Source organism: Streptomyces sp. NBC_00009 (assembly GCF_045040855.1).
Classification (GTDB): Bacteria; Actinomycetota; Actinomycetes; order Streptomycetales; family Streptomycetaceae; genus Streptomyces; species Streptomyces aureus.
Genome location: NZ_CP108312.1, coordinates 7,412,445 through 7,436,047, shown reverse-complemented (window position 1 = coordinate 7,436,047; position 23,603 = coordinate 7,412,445). Strand labels below are relative to the sequence as shown.

The window sequence follows — 23,603 nt, the reverse complement described above, 5'->3', positions numbered from 1 at the left end:
AAGGACACCGTCGAGGACAGCAGCCGTGTCTCCACGCTGAGACGCTGAGCACGCTGCTGTCCATCGGCGTTTTCGCAGGCGGTGTTCTCCGCGCACCCGCCGCGCCCAGCGCCCCTGGGTATGCGCAGGGGCAACAGCCAACATCGCGGTGAGGGGGTGTGACAGAACCCCCCAAGCGCCGTCCATCCCCGTCAGCCCAATGTGAAACTGGCGTGTATGGCATCTCAGCAGCCCGGGGGATCGGAACTGGGGCGCTTCCTGCGTGCCCGGCGTGAACAGACCACTCCGGAAGGTGTCGGGTTGACCGTGGGCTCGGGGTCGCGGCGCACGCCCGGTCTGCGGCGCGCGGAACTCGCCACCCTCTCCGGGGTCAGCATCGACTACTACACGCGCCTCGAGCGCGGCAAAGAGGCCCGCCCCAGCCCTGAGGTCGTAGACGCTCTCGCCCGTGCGCTGAAACTGACCGCCGACGAACACCAGCACCTGCGCAGTCTCGCCGCCCGCGCCGCCCGCTTCGGTCCGGCGACGCCTGTCACGCCCGACCGCACCGTGCAACCTCAGACACGGCTGCTCCTTGAGATCCTGCGTCCGCACCCGGCATACGTGATCAGCCGGACCCTCGACCTGCTGGCGGCGAATCCCAGCACGCTGGCCCTCTGCGCGGGCATCTCGGACTGGCCTGCCGAGCAGCGCAACATCGCCCGCTACCTCTTCCTGCATCCTGCGTCCCGGGAGATCTTCGACGACTGGGACAACCAGGCCATCAGCGGTGTGGCCCGGCTCCGTGCCGTGACCGCCACCGAGCCGGATGCTCCCGACGTCACAGCCCTGGTCGACGAACTCAAGGCCAAGAGCCCTCACTTCGCCGAGCTGTGGGAGCGCTACGAGGTCAAGGGTCGCCGCAGGGACGGACAGAAGACCTTCCACCACCCGCAAGTCGGCACAATCACACTGAGTTACCAGTCCATGGAGATCGAGGGATCCACTGGTCAGCGCCTCGGCATCTTCACGGCCGAAGCGGGCACACCCGACCATGCAGCGCTCGCCCGGCTTGACGACACGGCTGACCAGCGCCCAGCCGTCGACGAAGCATGCGCTCCGTCGACGGCAACAGCGACTCGCTAGCTGACGCTCTTGAGCCAGTCGCGCACCTCTCCTTCGGCGTCACCCATGTCGTCCCGCGAGATGGTGAACCCATTGCTGAGCACCGTGGCATCGGGGAGCTTCTCGGTGACCGTTTCGACAGTTCCTGAAAGGCCGTTTCCGCCGTGCGTGGTGAACAGAATGACGATCTTGCCCTTGAAGTCGTTCTCCTCGAGGAACGTGTGGATGGGCATCGGCATCTCGTACCACCAGATCGGGTAGCCGATGAAGACGGTGTCGTAGTCCTTGAAATTCCGGATCTTCGACTTCAGCTTCGGCCGCTCGTCCGCTTCCTGCCAGGAGAGTGCGAGATCTTCGAGCGCACCGTGATCACGGGGAAGATTTTCCACCGTCTCGATGCGGAACAGTTCCGCGCCAGTACGCTGCCCGATGATCTGCGCGACGTATTGAGTGTTTCCGAGAACCTTGCCGTTGACGACGTGCGTACTGTTCGCCTCGTCCTCGGTCATACCGTTCGGGTCATCCGTTTCCGGCCTCGAGAAGTACGCGACGAGGGTGCGCGCCTTGTTGATCGGCTTGGGCGCCCTGGAGGGGCCGGAAGCGGTGGAGGAATCACCGATCCCGAGTGTCGAGCAGCCCGCGACACCGGCCCCGGCGAGGGCGGCGGCGCCGAGCGCGAGGAAATTGCGGCGTGTCCGTGTCGTGTGCGTCATGTCAGAAAGCTCCGTGTCGTGAGTAGTGCGTTCCCTTCCGGGACGCAGGAGGAAAAGGGGGCCCCGGGCTGCCGGCGGCACGCCGCCTACATGGTCAGGCGCTCATCGTGGATACGTCGCACGCCGACTCCGATGCGCCGGAGCAGGCGCCGATTCGCGAGGACTGCGGGGTTCGGGCCCACGATGAAGAACTGACCCTTCTCGACTTCCTTGGCGGAAAGGGCGCGGGCCAGGTCGTCGCGGCGGAAGCGACCGATACTCGTGGTGACCTGGAAACGTCCTTCGGACGCTGCCTGGTATTTCTCGAGCTCGTCGAGGTAGTAGGCGTCCTCCGGCTTGCGCACCGCCCACAGCAGGTGGATGTCGCGCGTGGTGTGGTGGGCTGCCGTGAGGCTGAGCAGCGGCGCCACGCCCGCGCCCATACCGAGGAGGACGAGCGGAGCGTCCGCGCCGCGGTCCTGGAGTATCGATTCGAACCGACCGAACGGCCCTTCAAGGCGCACCGCGGTTCCCGGGGCGACCCGGCCGAGGCGGCGCGTGAAGTCGCCGTGCTGGCTGATCGTGAAGGTGAGCGTTTCCTGGTTGTCGTCGGTCACGGAAAAGGGGTGCCATTCCCTGCTGACGGCCGGGGTGCCCTCGAAGCGGAGGAACAGGGAATCGCCCGGCTGCAGCTTCGCTGCTGTGCCGTCGAGCGCCACGGACATCTTGCGGGTGGACTCGCCACGCGCCTCGTTTCCGATGACGGTCCCCGTCAGATAGGTGTCGGGCGCGATCCATTTCTTCCACGCATAAGCACCGACGATGACGACCGTGTACAGGTCGAGGAGCACCATGAAGGAAAGGTGCTGGTTCACACGGAGAAGGAGGTGGGTGTGCACACAGATCATGGCCACGATCAGCACATTGAGGCGATGGATCCACACGGAGATCTGGTGCCGGAAGATCCTCTCCAGAGTTCGCTTCACCGAGAGCAGCAGCCTTGACCGGTCGGTCAGCCACCCGCTCATGAAGAACACCGAGTAACTGAGCACGGTGAGTGCCCCGTAGAAGCTCCAGTCCCCGAGGTCTCGCGCCAACTGGCTCGGTGCGTACGAATTCTCGCTGTGAAGATACGCGGCGCAGATCGCCAGAACACCGAGCATCCCGTGCAGGCCGTAAATCGCCGGAAGTCCGACGAAGCGGTCGAGCCAGGGTGGTCGCACACTCAGCGCGATGGCCAGCAACCACCAGCTGTAGGCGATCAGGCCGAGGAAGATATAGAACCGCAGTTGCTCGGGTTCCGTGGCCACCGAGTCATAGGTGAGCACCAGCGGAAGCGGAAAGATGACCGCGACGCTCCAGAACAGAAATTTACGCAGCATCGCTGAGACTCCGCCCCGGTACACCGTGGGGATCCGTCGAGAACGGACCGCCTCGGGTCGATCCGATGTCACCGGACGAGACCGCTCCGCGCGGGCCCGTGTCCCGTACGTGTTGCAGGTTGATGTAGAAGAGAGCCGACATGGCCAGCACGGCCAGGGCAATCAGGACGATCAGCTTATGTTTCGTTTTCACGCGCCATCCCACTTCGGCGAGGAGTTGTGGTGATGGCTTATCCGGCCCATGGATTCTTCGCCTTCGGCCGGATTCGAGGTATGACTCATCGAGGTTCTTCCTGGTTTTCATGGTGCGGTGTGCCAGGTGGTGCGCCGGTTCGTGCCAGCCGGTCGTTGCCCTGCGGTGGGCTCCTCGGTGGGGGCCGTGGGCGGGTGTCGTCGGGGCGCGGCGGATCAACGGCGCGATGCGAGGCAGGGGAACACGACCGGCAGGGGAACACGACCAACCCCACCCCGGGCCTCAGTGCCGCGAGGGGTGTACGGACGAGGCGCGTAGCGCAGACGCGCAGGGCCGGACATGGGCCCAACTGCCGGTGTACTAACGGTGTTTCAGAGACTGGACGGCACGTCGGCCGTCGCAGCCAGGCTCAGCAGCGGAACACCTGAAGTGACCCCGGCGACTGCGCGGCTCTCGACGCGAGATGCGACGCCGGGAGGCTTCCTGGCGGCAGCGCGGTGTACTCGTCGTTCTCCCGGAAGCCTCTCGCAGAGGCCTTCGTGTCGGGCTCTGCAACGGGGCGGTGGCGGTCACGGCCCGCCGGCCAGGCGTCCGGGTCCACGATCTCCTCGGCGTCACCGCAGGTGGCGAACGCGTCGGCGCTGTCTTCGACGAGCAAGGCGGTGGAGGACGCCGCGGCCGACGGCGACGCGCTCGCAGGCGCGGGCGTGAGAACACCGATGAACGGCAGGGCCACCAGGAGTACGGCAAGAACAAGCACGAGGAGCTGCTTCCGGTCTCGCGCCATGCGTCTCCTCCTGCCCGGTCTCGTTCGAACGCCATGCACGTGTGACCCCATTGTGCTGGGAACTCTCCGAGAGTGGCAGGCCGCGCTGTGCCGGGGTGTGCGCAGCAAGGTTGCGACAGGGCCCCCCAGAACGGCCCCAGGCGGAGCCGTTGTCTGCTAGGCAGTCTCATGCGCCGCGACGGCACACCATGACGTATGCCCACGGGGCCAACCACCAGGACGTCACCGTCAACCAGCCACCACCCCGACGCAGGAGAGCCGGTGCACGCTACGAGCGTGCACCGGCACCAGGATCGCTCAGCGTTCGAGGTCCGCCCGTCGGCGGAAGAGGTCCTCGGCGGCCCGCTGCGCTCGCTCGCGCACCTGCCCGGCGTCGACGCTGAGCACTCGTCCCCCGTCGACGAGCAGGGTGCCGTCCACCCACACCTGCTCCACGTCGGCGGCGCCGGCGGAGAACACCAGGTGGGCGGCGGCGTTGAAGTCGTCGCCGTGCAGCAGGGGGGTGGTGTGCAGGCCCAGCAGGTTCACGGTGACGATGTCGGCCTGCTTTCCCACCTCGAGCGATCCGGTCACCCCGTCGAGGCCCAGCGCGCGGGCTCCTTCCAGCGTGGCCATGGTGAGGATGTCCCATGGGTCGCCTGTCGTCGGGTCGAGCGTGGAGACCTTCTGCAACAGCGAGGCGAACTTCATCTCCTCCAGGAGATCCAGGTTGTTGTTCTCCTTCTCGCCGTCGCTGCCCAGACCCACTGCGATGCCCTTGCGGCGCATGTCGATCACCCGGGCGGGCCCGGAGGACAGTTTCATGTTCGAGCACGGGCAGTGCGCGACGCTGGTACCCGTCCGCGCGAGGAGTTCAATCTCCCGGTCGTCGAGCCATACGCAGTGGGCCACCACGGTGCGCGGGCCGAGGATGCCCCGGTTGTAGAACTCCTCGATCGGGCGGCGTCCGAACTGCCGGAGGGATTCCTCGACTTCCCAGATGGTCTCGGAGGAATGTGTGTGCAGTCCGGTGTCGAACTCCTCGGCAAGCGCGGCGGCCGCCTTGAAACCCTCCGCGCTGCAGTAGAAGAGGTGCTCGAGTCCGACCCAGGAGCGGACGCGGCCGCCCGCGTAGGTGCGATAGTTCTCCAGCAGTCGCCGGTTGGTTTCGAGCGTCTCGAAGTAGTCGTAGCCGGGGAGGTCCGCGACGTACGGAACGAGAGTGGCGCGGATGCCGACCTGCTCGGCGGCGTGGGCGGAACCTTCCATGTGGCGCCACATGTCCATCACGGACGTGGTGCCGGCCCGCAGCGACTCGGTGTAGCACAGGAGGGACGCGGCCTCGGCGATGTCGGGGGTGAGGGCCTTGTGGGCGGGATCCACATAGTCGCGCAGCCAGTCCCAGAGGGACTTGGACTCCGCCGTGCCGCGCAGGAGACCTGAGTGCAGGTGGGTGTTGTGCAGGCCCGGTATGACGGCGTGGCCGGTGGCGTCGACGATCTCGGCGTCCGCGGCGGCCGCGTCCAGCTCCTCGACCGTACCGACGGCAGCGATCCTTGTGTCCTCGATCAGGACGGATCCGGGGTCGAGGACGGCCTTTCCTCCCTCGCACGGGATGACGATGCCGTTGCGGATGAGGGTGCGGGTTCGTGGCATGGTGCGGCTCCTCGGTTCGGGGGGTGGGGTGCGACGGGGGTCAGTGCCAGAAGCCGTCGTGCACCGACGCGGCCTTCTCGTACAGGAAGGGTCCGCGGACATCGACCGGCCGCTGACCGGCGGCGAACACCTCGCGGCAGGGCAGCGCCATCGTCGGGTTCTCTTCGTTGGCGCCGGTCAGCGCGAGCAGTTCGTCCTCGCCCAGTGCGTACACGACCCGTCCGATGCCGCTCCAGTAGACGGCCCCTGCGCACATCGCGCAGGGCTCGGTGCTGGTGTAGAGCGCGGCGCGTGCCAGTTGCTCCCGGCGGTAGGTCCTGGACGCGAGCCGTACGAGGTTGGTCTCGGCGTGCCCGGTCGCGTCGCGGTCGGTGATGACTGTGTTGCCGGCTTCAAGAACCGGTTCACCGTCAAGGACGAGGAGCGCGCCGAAGGGGTGGTTGCCGCCCTCGCGGGCACGGGCTGCGCGCTCGATCGCGGCGAGCAGGAACTTCTCGTCTTCGACTTCGGGGGTATGGGACACGGGTTCTCCTTGGCAGACGGTGTTCTCAGGGGTCATTCGACGTCAGGGCTCATTCGACGGCCGCAGTCGCCGTGTTCGGCGTTGTCGCCTCGGGGGCGGTGGCGGCGGGTGTTGCTCTCCAGGCGGTCAGCGCGGCGTACGACAGCCCCGAGACGGCGAAGCCCACGAAGAGGCCAAGCGGACCTGCGGCGGGGTGCGCAGCGGCGATCGGCCCGGTGTACAGGGACTGGTTCATGAACGGGATCTCCACGACCAGGGCCAGGAGCACGCTGGGCAGCCCCCAGCCGAAGCGGTGACGGGCGTCGAACAGCTTGGTCAGACCGCACGAGTGCCGCTCTCGCACCCAGTACGCGACGATCAGTACCGCAGCCCAGGGAGCGAGCCAGTATCCGGTCATGAGGAGGAAGTCCTGCAGTTGCCGGGCGAAGTCGCCGTGTCCGGCGTACCAGGAAGGCGCCGTGCCGAGGCCACCGACGACAAGGACCGATACCCAGCGGGGCAGGGGAAATCCGGCCACGAGCGCGGCCATTGCGCCCGAGTACAGGTCGATGACGGTCGAGGCGAGCGTGGACAGCAGCAGCGAGAGCAGTACCACCGTGCCGAGCGCCTCGGGCAGCAGGTCACTGACCAGGGAGCTCGGATTGTCGACAGCTCCTGCCGTACCGATCGCCGCGCCGAGCGCACCGATCCACCCGCCGGCGAGGGCGCTGCCGCCGCCTGCGGCGAGGAACACCCGGCGGGGCGGGGAGGTGGCGGGCAGGTAGCGGCTGTAGTCGGAGGCGTACGCCGACCAGCCCAGCACTCGGGCCGCTGTCACGGCGACGACCAGCAGGAACGCTGCGGCACTCCCCGCGTGCGGCTCGCTCGGTGCCTCGGCGTGCGCCTGCCCGAACCCGTAGACGGACACCACCACGAAGACGATGACGAGGAGGACGGCGAGTCCGCGCTCGACGTAGTGGATCATCCGGTAGCCGACGATGGCCAGGGACAGCTGCGCCACAGCCATGATCACCAGGGCCGTCGTGAAGCCGACGCCGGCCACCTCACGCAGGATGAAGGTGCCGAGCAGTGTGTCGACCACGCACCAGCCGACGCCGTTGACCACGGTGAAGGCGGCCGACGGCAGATTGCCGAGTCGGCCGAACGGCCCGCGCGCCTGGATCAGTTGGAGCACTCCTGTCAGCGGCCCTCGGGTCGAGAAGAGACCGACGAGGGCTGAACTCAGCAGGGTCCCCAGGGCAATGGCGCAGACGGCTGGCACGAGATCCAGGCCGAAGACCGCGGTGGACAGGGCTCCCACGCTCAGCGTCGCAAACTGCACATTGGCGCCGAACCACAGCGTGAACAGGGACCAGGGCCGACCGTGCCTGCGATCCACCGGCACCGGCTCGGCTCCCAGCCTTTCGATACTGAGCGCGGTCTCGGCCGGTGGTGGTCCGGCGGGGAAACGGCTGGCACGCATGAAGGTCTCCTCACGGGAAGCGGGGGCGCCCGGGACGTTGGGCATGCGGGCTTGAGCGGGTGTGCACCAGGAACGGCATCAGTGAACCGGTGCCGGCTCGCCAAGGGCACTGCACGGTCCTACAGCTGAGAGACGCGAGAGGGCGTGTGGGCCCGTACTATGCTCCAAACTCTGTGCACACCGGGGTGCATGTCCGTAACACGCGCCGATGATCAGGCGGCAAGGAGGACGACCGGTGCTGTTGACCGACCTGCTGGGCATCCCCCGCCTCGGCCTGGTGCCGGTGGTGCCCGCCACCTCGGCGGGCCAGAGGGTACGGAGCGTCTACACCACCGATCTGCCCGACCCCGGCCGCTATCTCGACGGCGACGAACTCGTCCTCACCAGCACCACCTGGTACCGCGAACCACGCGACGCCGATGTCTTCGTCGCGGCCCTCGCCGGGGCCGGGGCCGCGGCACTCGTCGCGGGCACCGCGGGGATCGGAGAGCTCCCCGACGCCCTGTTGCAGGCCTGTACACGGCACGGCCTCGCGCTCTGCACGGTCGGCGACGAGGTGTCCTACGCGGCCCTCACCGAGGCGGTGCTGGCTCTGCTGGCCGGACCCGCCCATCGTTCGCCGGGCAGCGGGCTGCACCGCGGACTCGTCACGAGCATGGCCTCCGGGGCCGGGGCCGAGGGGCTTGTGGATGTATTCGCGCGTGCCACAGGCGTGTGGTGCGCGGTCCTCTCCGCGACGGGCCGGCAGACCGCCGGGGGTGTTCCCGCCGTGTCGGACCACCATCTCGGCCTGGCGCACCGCGACGCGCTGGTCACCGGTTCCTTCCCGTGCGTCCAACCCGTTCCCGGAGGCGGGACGCTCACCTTCTTCGCCGTTCAGTCGCCGGTGGCCCACCGGCCTCCCGCCGGCTATCTCGCGGCGGCGGGCGACTTCCGCGACTGGGCACCTGGGGTGTCCGATGCCGTCGCGGAGGTCTGCGCGCTCCTTGCCATGGAACGGGTCGCGGCGCAGGAGCGCCGCCGGATCGAGGCGCGCTTCCTGAGCGAGTCCATCGAACTGATCCGGCAGGGGCGGACGGAGGGGGCAGAAAGCCGGTTGCGCAGCCTCGGTCTCGACCCGGACGGGCGTCTGGCTGTTCTGTACGTCAGCACCACGGGCAGCCCCTACGCGGGCGAGCTCGCGGCCGTCATCCTGGACGAGGTGGCCGACGTGATTCCCGGCTGTTCCGCCCCGATATCAGACGAGGACGGCTACCTGATACTTGTCCCCGCCGAGCAGGCAGATGCCGAGCGGGCCGCGGCGGAGGAAGCGGCGGGCAGGCTCGCCCCGCTGATGGCTCACGGGTGTGCCGCCATCGGCATCGGAAGCCCGGCCACCAATGCGGCGGGGCTGCGCACGTCGCTGGACGAGGCACGACTCGCACACAACATCGCACGATTGGGCTCCGGGGCGGTGCGGACCGCCACCGCGGACGACCTCTCCTCGTCCATGCTGCTGCTCGCCTCGGTCCCCGACGAGGTGCGCCGGCTCTACCGCGAGCGGCTGATTGGCGTACTGGAGCGTTACGACGCCGAACACCACAGCGACCTGGTCGGAACCCTGACCGCGTTCCTGGACGCATCCGGCTCGTGGCACCGCTGCGCCGAGCAGCTCCACGTCCACGTCAACACCCTGCGCTACCGCCTCCAACGGGTCGAGCAGCTCACCGGACACAGCCTGGCGACACTGCGCGACCGCGTCGACTTCTGCCTGGCGCTCAGCATCCGCTGAGGAACGCTCAGCGGAGTGGTGCTTGCCATGACGGGGCTTCCTACCTGCAGGGAAGAGGCAGTGAGAGGGGAGACGGCGCACCGCTCCCCCGGCCCCTGCCCGGGTGTTCACGCCTCGGGAATGTACCTCGAGTGGTCGATGACCCGGTCGGCGCAGGACTTCGACACCCCGAACAGCGGGGCCAGTTGTCGCAGCGTGAGGTTGGTACGCCAGTACGCGGCCACCAGCAGCAGCAGGCGATGCTCCAGCGGCAGCTTCCATGGCCGCCCCCGGGCCGGGGCGTCGGCTTCCTCTCGGCGCAGCTGCTTCACCGACTTCCCGAAGATCCACGGGCTCAGCCCGCTGAAAGGGGCTGTCCAAGTCGGCCCCGACGCCGTGATCACACCAGCCGCATCAAGATCATCCCAGGGGGACGGCTCGATCCCGATCACCCAGTCCTTCAGCTGAAGACCTTGACATACCAGTGATCCGCTGGCTCGCTCAGCTCGACGCGGCCTGCCGAGCCTGCGAAGACCTGGCGCGTGACACTGCGGAACTCTTTCTCCAGCATCCCGATGCAGAGATCATCACGAGCTTTCCCGGTCTGGCCATACTCACCGAGGCTCGGATCCTCGCCGAAATCGGAGACGATCGCTCCAGGTTCGGAACGGCCCGGGATCTGAAGGCCTACGCCGGAAGCGCCCCGGTGACCCGTGAATCCGGCAAGAGTCGACGAGTCAGCCATCGCCGGATCAAAAACAGCCGCCTGGCCGAGACCGGCCGACACTGGGCGTTCACCGCGCTTACCGCTTCACCCGGAGCCCACGCTCACTACAAGCACAGACGAGACACAGGGGATCGCTACTACGCCGCCCTCCGCCGCCTGTTTCAACCGCATGCTCGGCCAGCTCCACCACTGCTTGACGACCCGCCAGAAGTTCGACGAGGCATCGGCTTCGCCCCGCCGACTCTGCCCCCGCTCGCAGCAGCTGCTTGACCCGATAGCTGCATGGGGTGTCTTGTCGGCCAGGACCGCGTCCGGTCCGGGGGCGTCCGCGGCGCCTGGGAACGCGCGGGCGGACCATGACGTCGATGAAGGCGGGTGCGTCGCCGGCCTGTCCGGCAGTGAGGACGAAGGCCAGGGGGCGGCAGCGGGTGTCGGCGACGAGGTGGATCTTCGTGGTCGGTCCGCCGCGGGACCGTCCGATGGCGTGGTCGTCGGGCTCGCCGGCTGGGGCCCCTTTTTTTGCGGGCCCCAACGGCGTGCTGGTGGGGCCCGCACGATGGTGGAGTCCACCGAGACGGCCCAGTTCAGGTCGTCTTCGGCGTCGGCCTGGGCCATCAGCGTCGCGAACACCCGCTCCCAGGTGCCGTCTATCGCCCACATCCGCAGCCGGTTGTAGACGCCTCGCCAATTGCCATACTTCTCCGGCAGGTGGACCCACTGCGTTCCGGTCTGGAGCTTGAAGGCGATGGCGTCGATCACCTCGCGGTGATCCCTCCACCGGCCACCCCGTTTCGGCGTCCGGTCCGGGAGTAACAGCTCAATCCGCGCCCACTACGCGTCAGTCAACGGCACACCCGGACCAACGACCGGCTGATCCAACGAAACTGCCTAAGGGTTGTCCCGTAACTGCTGGTCACAGGTGAGATGATCTTGGTGTGGCTGGTGTGATCACGGCGTCGGAGCCGTCCTGGATAGGCCCGTTCACCGGGCTGAGCCCGCGCTGCTTCGGGAAGTTGGTGGCTGCGCTGCGCCGCGAGGGCGCGGACGCGGTGCGGCGGGGCCGGCCGTGGGGTCTGCCGCTGGAAGACCGCGTGTTGCTGGTCGCGGCGTACTGGCGCACGAACTTGACGATGCGCCAGATAGCCCCGCTGTTCGGCGTCTCCAAGTCGGCGGCCGACCGCATCATCGACCAGCTCGGCCCGCTCCTCGCCCTGCAGCCCAGGAAGCGTTTCGCGAAAGACACCGTGCTCATCGTGGACGGCACCCTGGTCCCCACCCGAGACCACAGCATCGCCGAACAGTCCAAGAACTACCGCTACTCCACCAATCACCAGGTCGTCATCGACGCCGACACCCGCCTGGTCGTCGTGGTCGGCGAGTCCCTTCCCGGCAACCGCAACGACTGCAGGGCGTGGGAGGAATCCGGAGCCAAAGCCGCCGTCGGCAAGACCATGACGATCGCCGACGGCGGCTACCCGGGCACCGGACTCGTGATGCCCCACCGGCGCCGCAAGGGCGAGGAACTGCCCGAGTGGAAGGAAAGGCACAACAAGTCACACAAGCAGGTACGGGCCCGCGTCGAGCACGTCTTCGCGCGCATGAAGTGCTGGAAGATCCTCCGCGACTGCCGGCTCAAGGGCGACGGCGTCCACCACGCCATGCTCGGCATCGCACGCCTGCACAACCTCAACCTCACCGGATAGGCAAGGCCGCCGACGACCGAGCCGCCATGCCCTCATCGACCCGGTGATCATTTACGGGACAACCCTTAGCCGTCGATCACCGAGGCGGTCATCGTGGACACCGTCTGCTGGGACACGCTCGAGTCATGGACCTCCGTCGAGTGCGTGGAGATCCCGCCATGGGTGAGTCACTTCGAGGACAACCGAGGACGAATGTCGGGTGGTGCAGCAGTGCGTGCCTTGCCTGCCTTCCACTGCCCCGCTGCCTTATCTCACTTCCTGGCATCGGTCTGTGACCGTACGCATGTGATCACTCCAGAAATTGAAGGGCAAGCGCACAATTGACGTATGTGCGGATTTCGCATCCGCCCCAGTTCTTCCCCGGACGCTCGATTCATGGGCAGTGGCACCAGCAGCCGGCGGAAGGGGCCGCCTTCGGTGCTGGGTGTCCGTAGCGTCGTCGGCCAGATGTTCGTGCTGCAAGTGGCGGTCGTTCTACTACTTGCCGTCGGAGCCGTCGTGATGCTCGCGCTGACGTCCCAGCGCGATAGCAGCCGCGCGGCCAGCGATCAATCACTCGCTGTCGCGCAGGGCTTTGCCAGCTCTCCGGGGCTCCTGGGTGCCCTGAGGTCACCCCACCCCACCGCAGTGCTGCAGCCGCGGGTCGACGAGGCCCGGAAGGGCTCCGGCGTGGACTTCCTGGGCGTTCTGAACCGGGACGGAATCTACTACGCCCTTTCCTCCCGTACGGGTCGCCCCGGCAGCCACACCGCTACCAACATGGCTCCTTTGTTGGCCGGCCAAAGCGTACGAGAGGAAGGTGTTGGCTCTCTCGGCCCTCAGATTCGGGCCTTTGTCCCCATCAAGGAACCGACTGGGGCAGTAGTCGGCGCGGTCGGAGCCGGGATTACGGTTGAACACGTCAGCGCCGTGGTCACAGCGCAGTTGCCAGCCGTCCTGGGCACTGCGGCCGGCGCGGTGGCCGTCACCACGGGCGGAGCGGCGGTTCTCAGTCGACGGCTGCTGCGTCAGACCCGCGGCCTCGGCCCAGCCGAGATCACGCGCATGTACGAGCACAACGACGCGGTACTGCACTCGGTGCGCGAGGGCGTGCTGATCATCGGTGGCGACGGGCAGCTGCTGCTGGCCAACGACGAGGCACGGCGACTGCTCGACCTGCCCGCGGACGCGGAGCGCCGCCATGTCTCGGCTCTCGGCCTGGAGCCACCCCTGGCCGGATTGTTGATCTCCGGGCGAGGAGCGACCGATGAAGTGCATCTGGCGGGCGACCGTCTGCTGGCGGTGAATGTGCGGCCGACCGGCCCCTACGGAGGGATTGCCGGGAGTGCGGTAACGCTGCGGGACACCACCGAGTTGCGGGCGCTTGCGGGCAGGGCGGAGGCGGCCCGGAAGCGTTTGAAACTGCTCTACGAGGCGGGGGTGCGGATAGGCACCACACTGGATGTGGCGCGCACCGCGCAGGAGCTCGCCGACGTGGCGGTCCCGCGCTTCGCTGACGTCGTCACCGTCGAGCTGCTGGAGCCGGTACTGCGGGGCGATGAGCCCCCCGAGGGGAGCACCGCAATGCGGCGCGCGGCCGTCAGCGGCGTCCGGCAGGACTCGCCCTTCCCACCGGTGGGTGAACTCGTCACACTCACGCTCAGCGCTCCGATGGCGTCGGACGTGGCGAGCGGCCAGGCGGTCCTCGAGGTCGACTTGCCCACGGCGGACAGCTGGCAGGCCCAGCATCCCGAGCGGGCCCGGCAGATCCTGGACTACGGCGTCCACTCGCTGATCAGCGTGCCGCTACAGGCCCGCGGTGTGGTGCTGGGGCTGGCCGATTTCTGGCGCGCCGCGACCCTCGAGGCCTTCGGGGAGGAGGATCGGTCCTTTGCCGAGGAGCTGGCCGCCCGGGCGGCGGTGGCCATCGACAACGCCCGTCGCTACACCCGCGAGCGCACCATGGCCGTCGCCCTGCAGCGCAGCCTGCTGCCGCGGGGACTGCCGGAAGTCAGCGCCATGGAGGTCTCCCACCGCTATCTGCCCGCGCAAGCGGGAGTGGGCGGGGATTGGTTCGACGTCATCCCGCTGCCCGGCGCCCGGGTGGCCCTCGTCGTCGGCGACGTCGTCGGTCACGGAGTGCACGCGGTGGCCACCATGGGCCGCCTGCGCACCGCCGTGCACAACTTCTCCGCCCTGGACATGGCCCCTGACGAACTGCTGGCCCACCTGGATGAGCTGGTCGCCCGAATCGACGCCGACGAGGCCGCCGAGGAGGAGGGGCAGCAGATCACCGGCGCCACCTGCCTGTACGCGATCTACGACCCGGTCTCGGGTATGTGCACCATCGCGCGCGCCGGCCACTTCGGTCCCGCCCTGGTCCAGCCCGACGGCACTGTCACCTTCCCCGACACCCCCGCCTCACCACCCCTCGGCCTCGGTGGCGCTCTCCCGTTCGAAACCGCCGCACTGCGGCTGCCCGAGGGCAGCCGACTGGCCCTGTTCACCGACGGGCTGCTCCAGGACCGCGACCGTGATCTCGACACCAGCCTGGACCTCCTGCGGGGCGCCCTGTCCCATCACGACCGCACCCCGGAACAGACCTGCCAGGCAGTCATCGACGCACTGCTGCCCGAACGCCCCCGCGACGACGTCGTCCTGCTCATCGCCCGCACCCGGCTGCTGAACCCCTACCAAGTCGCCGACTGGGACATACCCTCCGATCCAGAGGCCGTCTCCCGCGTCCGCGCCGGTGTCACCCGTCAGCTGGAGACCTGGGGCCTGGGCCAGCTGGCCTTCACCGCCGAACTGATCGTCAGCGAGCTGGTCACCAACGCCATCCGGTACGGCGCCCAGCCCATACGGCTGCGCCTGCTGTACGACAGCAGCAATCTGATCTGCGAGGTCGCCGACGACTCCAGCACCTCGCCGCATCTGCGCCGAGCGGCGGCCACCGACGAGGGCGGCCGGGGACTGTTCCTGATCGCCCAGTTCGCTGGGCGCTGGGGCACCCGGTACACCGCCCACGGCAAGATCATCTGGGCAGAACAAGCCCTGCACGACGGAGCCGCAGAACCCGGCACCGACCTGGCCGACATCCTCCTTGGCCAATGGGACGAATGAGTAGGCACCTGGCGCGAGCGCCAGACAGCCGTCCTCGCAGACCCGTCCCTCGCAGCCCCCGGCCCGTCCGGGCCGCACATCAGCGACGACGAGCCTGCGCACGGCGTTCGAGACCAACCGGCTCCGGCTCATGGACGAGCGCGACAATGACCTCACCGTCTTCTCGCCGCGTGCCTCCTTTATGAGCCACCACATCGGCGCCTTGGCTGCCGGCGGCGCACGAACTCGTCGCCACCGTCACCGAGGTGCCGCCGTCCTTCTTCCGGGGCAGCGCCTTCGTGGCCGGAGTGCCGGTGCAGCCGTTCTTCTCGCGCCACAGCTTCCGGGTGTCGGCGACCGAGAGAACGGGGTCGGTGCCCGCCCCGACACGTCCGGTCGTGCCCGTTCGCTGTGGCCTTCACCGAACCGCCGTCGAACGGCATGATCGGGTCGGCGGTACCCGCGGTCTCCAGAACCGGCATCGGCTCGGACGGATCGCAGGTGCTCTGCTCGGCCTTGGGCAGGGAGCCGATGACGGGGGCGATTCCGGCGATCTTGTCGGACAGCTTGCAGCCGAGGGCCTGAGTGAAGACGCCGCCGTTGGCGTGGACACGGGACGCGTCCACGTTGTCGTCCTCGACGAGCTGGTCGATGAGCGCCGAGACGAATGCGTAGTCGTCGACGCCGTCCTGGTTCGCCTTGGTGTGTGCGGGCAGCGCCGCAAGCGCCAGAGGCCGTCCGTGAGGCGGTGTGCTCGTTCCACTCGGCGCCGATGTGCGCGGTGGCCTCGGCCTCGATCAGCTCTTGCAGCATCCGCTCGGCCACGTTGCGGACGAGTTCGATTCCGTCGGACGAGCGTAGTGACTCCAGCAGGCGTACCAGGTCAGACTGAGACAGGGCCATCGTGCACTCCCACCGCATGAACTGGCCTTCTAACAGGGAGAGTTGCACGATGGCCCGCCCCTTGGTCAGGGAGCGGCCACCCGCATCAGGTGTGCGCCCCCGGCGAACGCCCGCGCACTCCCACACCTTGATCGGCTACATCACGACAAGGGGCACGATCAAGTTCCACTGCCAGTCGTGCGGCCACACGGCGCACGCCGACACAGTGTGAACACTCAATGTTCTACGGGCCGGGCTGGTCCGTCGCAACGCCAACACGGCGTAGCGAGTCCCCCCTTGAGGGCGGGGAGGAGTCACCGGAACGCGATCGGCACGACATGGCTCAACTCCGCCCCGCCTTCGGGATCGACACCCACTTTTGGTTCAGCTCAGTGGGTTGACGGCTCGGAGTTCCGCCTCTCGCTGCCGAAGCCCGCCCACGTCTCACGTGATCGTTTGCCAATCAATACAATCGGCGCAGGTCAGCGCGGACGGAAGCGACTAACTTCGCTGTCAAAGGGGCGGGCACGGCACGGAGATTGGCGATCCAGACCGTGACCTGGGCGGATGTTTTTTCGGCACCCGCAGCGGCGCAGGTCATGAGCTCGAAGAGCGCGCGACAAGGTGTCAGCGCCGTGTACCTGCGCCGAGCGTGGGGGCTCTCCACTGTTACGCCACCGGTGTGGTTACCGAACCGCACGGGCAGGTGTTGCGGCCCTGGGGGTGTTGTCGCCTCCGCTCAGATTGCGATGCGTGGGTCGGCGGTCGCCTGGAGGATGTCGGCGAGCGTGTTGGCGATGATGTAGACGGAGGCGAGGATGAACGTCACGCCGGCCACGGCGGGGAAGTCGGAGACCGGGATGGACGCTCCCAGGTAGCTACCGAGGCCGGGCCAGCTGAAGACGTTCTCCACCACCAGCACGCCGGCGAACATGAAGCCGATCTGCAGACCGCTCATGGACAGCGCGGCGTTCACCGAGTTCCGCACGACGTGCCGGAAGACGATCGACCGTTCGTGCAGGCCCTTGGAGCGGGCGGTGCGGACGAAGTCGGCTTCTAGGGTCTCCAGCAGGCTCGAGCGGAACACCCGGCCGATGGCCAGTGCCGGGCCGGCTGCGAGCACGAGTGCCGGCAGCACCAGGTGTCGCAGAGCGTCGCCGCTCAGGCCGAGGTCACCGGTGAGAATTCCGTCCAGTACCAGCAGTCCTGTCGGCCCGTCTGGTGGTGTGTCCCCGCTGGTCCGCCCACTCGCCGGGAACCAGTGCAGCTGCTGGTAGAACACGATCAGGCCGACGATGCCGAGCAGGAACGTCGGCGCGGTGGAGCCTAGGAACAGCACTCCGCGGAACACGCTCGCTCCTTTCCAGCGCAGCACGCTGGAGACGGCGAACAGCAGCGCCAGCAGCACTGCCGCCAGCAACGCGAAAGACACCAGCTCCACGGTGGCCGGCAGGTAGGTGCCGATGTCTGCGGTCACCGGGTTCTTGGTGCGGAATGAGGTACCCAGGTCGCCGGTGAACAGCCCGCCCAGATAGTCGGCGTAGCGCTCGATGGGTGGTCGGTCAAGGCCCAGCCGGGCCCGCTCGGCGGCCACCGCCTGCGGCGACGCCGTCGGTCCGAGCGTCGCAGCCACTGCGTCGGCGTGCGAGACCTCCTGAAGGACGAACAATACGATCGAGAGCGCGAGCAGCAGGGCGAGCAGTGAGGCTGCGCGTGAGGCGAGGAAACGCATGTTCATGGTCGGAAATCCCTTCGTCAGCGGCCGCGACGGGCCAGCACGTTGCGCACCGCGTCGCCCCCGAGGTTCGCCACCAGGCTCAGGAGCATCACGGCCAGGCCCGGGATCACCGGGATCCACCAGTGCGCCAGCAGTTCGGACATGCTGCGCGCGGTGTCGGCGCCCAGCTCCGGCGCCGGCGCGGACTGCCCGAGCCCCAGGAACGACAGGCTGGCCAGAACCAGCACCACATTCCCGATATCCAGGCTCGCCGTGATCACCGCGGCGGGTACCACGCCAGGCAGCAGGTGTCGCAGGATGATGCGCCTCCGGCCCACCCCCGCCATCCGCGCTGCTTCCACGTGCGGCCGCGCGGCAAGCGCTCTCACCTCGCCGCGGATGATGCGGGCGTAGAAAGGCCACCACACGATCGAGATCGCCACGAAGGTGTTCCACAAACCCGAGCCCAGCGCCGCCGCGACCGCAATCGCTACCAGCGGGGCCGGCAGGGCCAGGAAGAAGTCCGTCACACGCATCAGCACGGTGTCCACCCAGCCGCCGAAGGCACCGGCCACCAAGCCGGTCACCGCACCGACCAGCAGGCCCACCGCGACCACCACGATCGCCATCAGCCAACTGGTGCGCAGCCCCAACAGGGTGCGCGACAGCAAGTCCCGTCCGATCGCGTCGGTGCCCAGCAGGTGCCCGGCCGAGCCGATCTGCGCATACATCTGCCCTGTGGGAGCCACCGGGTCGAACGGGGCCAGCATCGGCGCCAGCAGCGCCACCATCGTGACCACGCCCAGGAGGCCCAGCATGGCCCAGTCCAGGTAGCGGTAGCTGGCGGCCAGTTGGGGGCGGCGCAGCCGCCCACGGATCGCGGGTGCGGCCGTCAGCGTGCCCGCCGTGCCTGCCGCGTCGGTTGCAGACATCAGATCTCCCCTCGGTGGACGCAGGCGACGCTGCGCCGCTGAGACGGCCGCTGCGACCGGGCGGTGCCCGGCGGGCGCATCCCGATAGGCATGAGTTGGATGCCGGTCGCGGTGTCGGAGCACTCCCTGCGGGCGACTGGGCAGCGCGGGTGGTAGGCGCATCCGCTGGGTGGGTCGAACGGGCTGGCCGGCTCGCCTGCAATCTCCGGCAGTGTCATGCCCAGCCCCGGCACGGCCTGGATCAGGGCGCGGGTGTAGGGGTGCTTGGGGTCGGTGATGACCTCCTCTGCCGATCCGGCTTCGACGATCTGCCCCAGGTACATCACCGCGATGCGGTCCCCGATGATTCGGGCGACGGACAGGTCGTGGGTGACGAAGACGACGGCCATGCCCAGTTCGCGGCGCAGCTTGCCGATCAGGTTCAGCACGCTCGCGGCGAGCGAGACGTCCAGGGCGCTGGTCGGCTCGTCGCACAGCAGCACCTTCGGCGGGACGATGGTGGCGCGTGCCAGCGCCACCCGCTGCCGCTGCCCGCCGGAGAGCTGGGTGGGACGGGAGTGCATGGTCTCGGCGGGCAGGCCGACGGCCTGCAGCGCCTCGGCTACGCGCTTGTCCTTCTCGGCCTGGTTCCAACGTTGCCCGGCGAACCGTTCGGCCAGCAGTTCCCGGACGGACAGCCAGGGGGTGAGGGAAGCTCCGGCGTCCTGGAACACCATCTGCACTTCGCCCCGGTCGGGGCCCTCCAGACTGCCGCCGGTGGCCTTTTGCAGCTCGGCGATGATTCGCAGCAGGGTGGACTTGCCAGAGCCGCTCTCCCCGACGAGCGCGATGGACTCGCCCGCCTCGAGATCGAGGGTCGCCCCGCGCAGCGCACGGAGCAGGGCCTTGCGGCCGCGCCGGTCTCGGACGGGGAATTCGCAGCGCACCTCGGTGGCGTTGAGCGCCACCTCGCCCGAGCCGCCGGTCCCGACCTCTGGGACGTCGGTGGTCTGCTGTGCACCCTCTGGCGGGCGGGTTTCGTCCATCCGCTCGCTCGCCTCGGCGGCTCGGAAGCATGCGGAGGCGTGGAGGTCGGCCCCTGGGGCATCGAGCTGCGGGATCTCCCGTTCACACCGCTCCACCGCCAGCGGGCAGCGCGGCCGGTAGGCGCAGCCGCCGTCGACTGCAGACCGCCCGGCCGGCTCGAGAACGAGGGTCTGCAAGGGGGCGTGCCGGTCGGTGCCGAAGTCGATGCGGGAGCCGAGCAGGCCCATGGTGTAGGGATGGCGGGGCTCGCGCAGCACCCGTTCGGCCGGGCCGACTTCGGCGACCCGCCCGGCGTACATCACCGCAATGCGGTCGGCTATCTGCCCAGCCACACCCAGGTCGTGAGTGATCATCAGGATGCTGCAGCCGATCTCGTCGGCCATCTCCCGCAGCAGCCGGAGGACTTGGGACTGAACGGTGACGTCCAGCGCTGTGGTCGGCTCGTCGGCGATGATCAGTTTGGGCCCGCCGGACACGGCCATGGCGATCATGACGCGTTGGCGTAGCCCACCGGACAGCTCGTGCGGATAGGCCCGCATCCGGCGCTCCGGCTCCGGGATACCGACCGCGCGCAGCAACCGGACAGCCTCCTCGGCAGACCCGGCGGCCTCCGTGACCTGGTCTCCGATCCGCATGGTGGGATTGAGGGACGTCATAGGGTCCTGGAAAACCACGCCCAGGTCGTCGCGGCGGGCCCGGCGCCGGTCCGCCTCGGATCCTGAGACCATGTCGGTGCCGCCGACGGTGACGGTGCCCGTGACGCGTGGCGCGGAGGCGTGCGGCAGCAGGCCGAGCAGTGACAGGCTCAGCATGCTCTTGCCGGAACCGGACTCGCCGACAAGGCCGAGGATCTCGCCGGGCCGGATGTCGAGGTCGACGCCGCGTATGACGTCGCTGCGGGCGCCGTGGCGCGCCAGGCTGACCTGGAGACTGCGAATAGACGCCACGGGCGCCGCCACACGGTCCAGTGGGATGTGCTGATCGATGGTGGGAAACATCTGTCCGACCTCGCTATCGAAGTGCGGCGGGTGAGGGGGATCGGGCGTCGGCGGACGTCGCGGCCGCTGGACCGCGGGATGACCACTTTCGGCCTCCGGATCCGGGACGGTACGGGCGACGCGGGCCTCCCGGGAGCGGGCGGTAAGTGCCAGAAACGCGGCCACCAGCAGGCAGGCTGCGGCGCACCCACACCACAGGACGGTGCTACCGAAGTACTGCAGGACGGTGCCGCCGACTTGAGGCCCAGCCATGGTGGCTGCGGAAAAGGCGAGCGCGTAGGTCCCCAGGTAGCGGCCGCGGGTGTGCCGGGCCGACATGTCGGCCGCGATAGACTGCGCGGAGGGGTGGGCGCCCATCTCGCCGAGGGTCCAGATGGCGACGGCGGCGGCGTAGAACATCCAGGAGTCCGCGATGGCCTGGAGGCCGACGCCGAGCGCGGTGACGCACAGCGCTGCGCCGAGCACCCTCTCACGGCGCCAACGGTTCAGCATGCGCGCAGACGGGATCTGCAGCGCGCACAGCAGCACGCCGTTCAGAGTGAGCAGGAAGCCGTACTCCTGGGTGCTGAAGCCGTCGTCCACCAGGGTCACCGGGAGCGAGACGGTGGACTGCACATACACCGTGGAGTAGACGAACATGGCGGCCGTGAAGGTGAGGAAGACCCGGTCGCGGAGCACGTCTGCGAGGCGGGCGACAGGAGCCGGCGGGCCGACAGCTGAGCCGTGAGCGGCGGCGGCCAGGCGGGCGGCCCGCCGCTCACGGGCGGGGTATGTCTCGGGCACGCGGGCCACCACGATCGCCGCCGCCATCAACCCCACGCAGGCCTGACCGTAGAAAAGGAACTCGAAGGCTCGGTCGGCGATCAGCCCGGCGATCACCGGGCCGACGGCGTAACCGAGGTTGACCGCCCAGTACTTGTAGGCGAAGGCGGCCCGCTGGTGCTCCGGCCCGGCCAGATCCGTCACCAGCGCCGTCACGGCCGGCTGCGTGGCGCCGTTGACCAGGCCGAACGCGAACAGCAGGAACGCAATCACGGCCGGGGCCTGGAACGACGGGATCACCGCCATGGCGGCCGCCGACAGCACCAGGCTGGCGACCAGGGTCCGCTTGCGACCCACGGCGTCCGTGAGCACACCGCCGACGAGCGTCGAGACCACCACACCGCCGCCGTAGCCGGAGACCACCAGCCCGGCCTCGGAAGCGGACAACCCGGCGTCCCGGGTGAGAAACATCGTCATGAACGGGATGACGAACCGTCCCGTCCAAGTGACCAGCACCGCGAACCACAGCCACCAGAAGGCGGCGGGCAGGTCGCGGGCACGGGTCCGACGGACTGTCGGCTGACGGCGCAGCACCGGCCGGCTACTGCTTCTCACGAGCCTGGCCGCGCTGGATCTTCAGGGTGTTGAAGTCCAGCGTGTACGGCTCGGCGATGCTGTGGGACTGCTTGACGTTACCCAGCCAGGGCTGCGTCACCACGAAGTCGTTGGCGTAGGCCCAGGTAGGGGTGCAGGCAGCCGCTGTGATGGCCCTTCCTGCGGCGGCATAGGTCTTCATGTCGCCGGTCCGAAGCGCCTTGGCAAGCAGCGCCGTGGTCTTCGTGTCCGAGCACTGGAGGTGGTTGAGGCCGCCGTCCTTGTCCCAGAACACATGTCCGTACATGTATGGGTTATTGGCGTCCGGCCACGTGCTGGAGGCGATGTAGAGGTCCGGAGCGTTCTTGGGGTCCTTGGCGAACTTTCCGAAGACCTGGGAGGTCTGGTAGGCGGTGATGGTGGCGTCGATACCCATGCTCTGCAGCTGCGCGGCGATGAGGTTGGCTATCTGCGCGTCGTCGGCGCTGTTGGAGCTGTGGCCGATGACGACCTTCTTGGCGGCGGCCGGCAGGCTCGCGGCGTACTTCGTGAGCGCCGAGGGGTCGTGTTTCATGGCCTTGCTATCAATGCCACCGGTGACCGCTCCGCGCGAGTAAGCACCGGTGGCAAGCTCGGCCTTGTACGTCACCACCTGCTTGATGACGCTGCGCCAGTCCACGGCGTCGAACATGGCATGGCGCGCCTTGGCGGTGGCCATGAATGGCCGGTTGGGGTTCATGTACAGCACACCAACCTGGAAGGACGGCAGGCTGTACGAGTTGAAATTGCGGTCCTTGACATAGCGGGCCTGGGAGGCGGAGGGGACGGCGCCGATGATGGCGCTGAGCCGGCCGTTATTGAGGGCCAGCTGCATGGCGGAGGTGTCGGAGTACACCGGCATGTCGATGGTGGTGAAGGTGGCCTTGCCGCCCCAGTACCCCTCGTACGCCTTCATCTGGTACTGGTCGCCGACGCGGGCCTGGGTGAGGCGGTAGGGCCCGGTGCCGGCGGAATGGGTGCGCAGGTAGGTCTGGCCATGGTCCTTGCCGACGTGCTCCTTCAGAGCGGTCGGGCTGAGCATCCGGGGTCCATAGGGCGAGGCCAGGCTGTCCAGGAAGGCGGAGTTCGGCTTCTTGAGGGTCACCACGGCGGTGTAGTCGTCGGGGGTCTTGACGGACTTCACGTCGGCGACGGTGTAGGCGGGGCCGGCGCCGACGGCGGTGCGGCGGTCGAAGGACGTCTTCACTGCGGCCGCCGTGAACCTGGTGCCGTCGTGGAAGGTGACGCCCTTGCGGAGCGTGAAGGTGTAGACGCGGTTGTCGTCCGAGACCTTCCAGGAGGTCGCCAGGCTGGGCACGATCTTCGACTCCGCGGTTCCCGGCTCGTACTTCACCAGGCCCTCGTACATGTTGGTGGTGAGCGCGAGGCCGTTGCCCGCGTAGTAGACGTCGGGATCCGGGGGCTGGCCGATGTCGCTGAGCAGGCCCACGCGCAGGACGCCGTTCTTCGGCGCCGCGGAGGGACCGGCGCCGTCGCCCGATCCGCCGCAGGCGCTGACGGCGAGAGCGAGGACGGCGGCCATGGAGGCCGCTCGCGCGGGGCGGGTGGCTCGTCGCGGAAGTGATCTGGTCATGGGCGGTCGCTCCAGAGCGA

The 23,603-nt window shown here is 68.5% G+C and carries 16 protein-coding genes and 2 pseudogenes; 5 read left to right on the top strand and 13 right to left on the bottom strand.

Going from position 1 to position 23,603, the window contains the following annotated elements; all coding sequences use genetic code 11:
- Positions 1-216: 216 nt before the first annotated feature.
- Positions 217-1,125 (top strand): helix-turn-helix transcriptional regulator, encoded by a 909-nt coding sequence (locus tag OHA58_RS33730; protein ID WP_405483492.1) that lies wholly within the window; start codon positions 217-219, stop codon positions 1,123-1,125.
- Here OHA58_RS33730 and OHA58_RS33725 read toward each other — a convergent pair.
- From OHA58_RS33725 to OHA58_RS33700, 6 genes are all read right to left on the bottom strand, one after another.
- A complete protein-coding gene (locus tag OHA58_RS33725) occupies positions 1,122-1,817 on the bottom strand; it encodes a flavodoxin (RefSeq protein ID WP_405483491.1) in 696 nt (231 codons plus the stop codon). The two genes, OHA58_RS33730 and OHA58_RS33725, sit on opposite strands and share 4 nt — an antisense overlap.
- A gap of 86 nt (positions 1,818-1,903) precedes the next feature.
- Positions 1,904-3,178 carry an FAD-binding oxidoreductase gene (locus tag OHA58_RS33720; RefSeq protein WP_405483490.1) on the bottom strand — a complete coding sequence of 425 codons (1,275 nt, stop codon included), beginning with the start codon at positions 3,176-3,178 and terminating at the stop codon, positions 1,904-1,906.
- Positions 3,179-3,780: 602 nt separating this feature from the next.
- Entirely contained in the window at positions 3,781-4,158 is a 378-nt protein-coding gene (locus OHA58_RS33715; RefSeq protein ID WP_405483489.1) for a hypothetical protein, read from the bottom strand.
- 297 nt (positions 4,159-4,455) lie between these two features.
- Positions 4,456-5,793, bottom strand: a complete 1,338-nt coding sequence (locus OHA58_RS33710; RefSeq protein WP_405483488.1) for an amidohydrolase family protein — start codon at positions 5,791-5,793, stop codon at positions 4,456-4,458.
- Positions 5,794-5,833: 40 nt separating this feature from the next.
- The gene (locus OHA58_RS33705) at positions 5,834-6,316 is read right to left on the bottom strand and encodes a nucleoside deaminase (protein WP_405483487.1); all 483 of its coding nucleotides are present in this window, start codon (positions 6,314-6,316) and stop codon (positions 5,834-5,836) included.
- Positions 6,317-6,365: 49 nt separating this feature from the next.
- Positions 6,366-7,778, bottom strand: a complete 1,413-nt coding sequence (locus OHA58_RS33700) for a purine-cytosine permease family protein (protein WP_405483486.1) — start codon at positions 7,776-7,778, stop codon at positions 6,366-6,368.
- Positions 7,779-8,013: 235 nt separating this feature from the next.
- Here OHA58_RS33700 and OHA58_RS33695 point away from each other — a divergent pair, with 235 nt between their 5' ends.
- On the top strand, positions 8,014-9,549 hold the full coding sequence (locus OHA58_RS33695; protein ID WP_405483485.1) for a PucR family transcriptional regulator ligand-binding domain-containing protein: 1,536 nt from the start codon (positions 8,014-8,016) through the stop codon (positions 9,547-9,549).
- A gap of 131 nt (positions 9,550-9,680) precedes the next feature.
- Here the strand turns inward: OHA58_RS33695 and OHA58_RS33690 are convergent.
- Positions 9,681-9,971, bottom strand: a pseudogene (locus OHA58_RS33690) (transposase family protein); the annotation flags it as partial.
- A gap of 41 nt (positions 9,972-10,012) precedes the next feature.
- Between OHA58_RS33690 and OHA58_RS33685 the strand changes: the two are divergent.
- Positions 10,013-10,303 (top strand): annotated as a pseudogene (locus OHA58_RS33685) (transposase); the annotation flags it as partial.
- A gap of 36 nt (positions 10,304-10,339) precedes the next feature.
- On the opposite strand, the gene OHA58_RS33680 reads toward OHA58_RS33685, so the two are convergent.
- Entirely contained in the window at positions 10,340-11,077 is a 738-nt protein-coding gene (locus OHA58_RS33680) for a transposase (protein ID WP_405485315.1), read from the bottom strand.
- A gap of 113 nt (positions 11,078-11,190) precedes the next feature.
- On the opposite strand from OHA58_RS33680, the gene OHA58_RS33675 reads away from it, so the two are divergent.
- Positions 11,191-11,958, top strand: coding sequence for a transposase (locus OHA58_RS33675; protein ID WP_405476455.1), 768 nt, complete (start codon positions 11,191-11,193; stop codon positions 11,956-11,958).
- 375 nt (positions 11,959-12,333) lie between these two features.
- Positions 12,334-15,060, top strand: a complete 2,727-nt coding sequence (locus tag OHA58_RS33670; RefSeq protein ID WP_405483484.1) for a SpoIIE family protein phosphatase — start codon at positions 12,334-12,336, stop codon at positions 15,058-15,060.
- A 179-nt stretch (positions 15,061-15,239) separates the two neighbouring features.
- On the opposite strand, the gene OHA58_RS33665 is transcribed toward OHA58_RS33670, so the two are convergent.
- From OHA58_RS33665 to OHA58_RS33645, 5 genes are all read right to left on the bottom strand, one after another.
- Positions 15,240-15,665 carry a hypothetical protein gene (locus tag OHA58_RS33665; protein ID WP_405483483.1) on the bottom strand — a complete coding sequence of 142 codons (426 nt, stop codon included), beginning with the start codon at positions 15,663-15,665 and terminating at the stop codon, positions 15,240-15,242.
- Between the two features lie 995 nt (positions 15,666-16,660).
- On the bottom strand, positions 16,661-17,653 hold the full coding sequence (locus OHA58_RS33660) for an ABC transporter permease (protein ID WP_405483482.1): 993 nt from the start codon (positions 17,651-17,653) through the stop codon (positions 16,661-16,663).
- 23 nt (positions 17,654-17,676) lie between these two features.
- Positions 17,677-18,570, bottom strand: a complete 894-nt coding sequence (locus tag OHA58_RS33655; RefSeq protein ID WP_329577331.1) for an ABC transporter permease — start codon at positions 18,568-18,570, stop codon at positions 17,677-17,679.
- Positions 18,570-21,950: a dipeptide ABC transporter ATP-binding protein gene (locus OHA58_RS33650; protein ID WP_405483481.1), complete on the bottom strand. Its 3,381-nt coding sequence runs from the start codon at positions 21,948-21,950 to the stop codon at positions 18,570-18,572. The genes OHA58_RS33655 and OHA58_RS33650 overlap by 1 nt, the downstream gene beginning before the upstream one ends.
- Before the next feature lie 7 nt (positions 21,951-21,957).
- Positions 21,958-23,583 carry an ABC transporter substrate-binding protein gene (locus OHA58_RS33645; protein ID WP_405483480.1) on the bottom strand — a complete coding sequence of 542 codons (1,626 nt, stop codon included), beginning with the start codon at positions 23,581-23,583 and terminating at the stop codon, positions 21,958-21,960.
- Between the last annotated feature and the right edge of the window lie 20 nt (positions 23,584-23,603).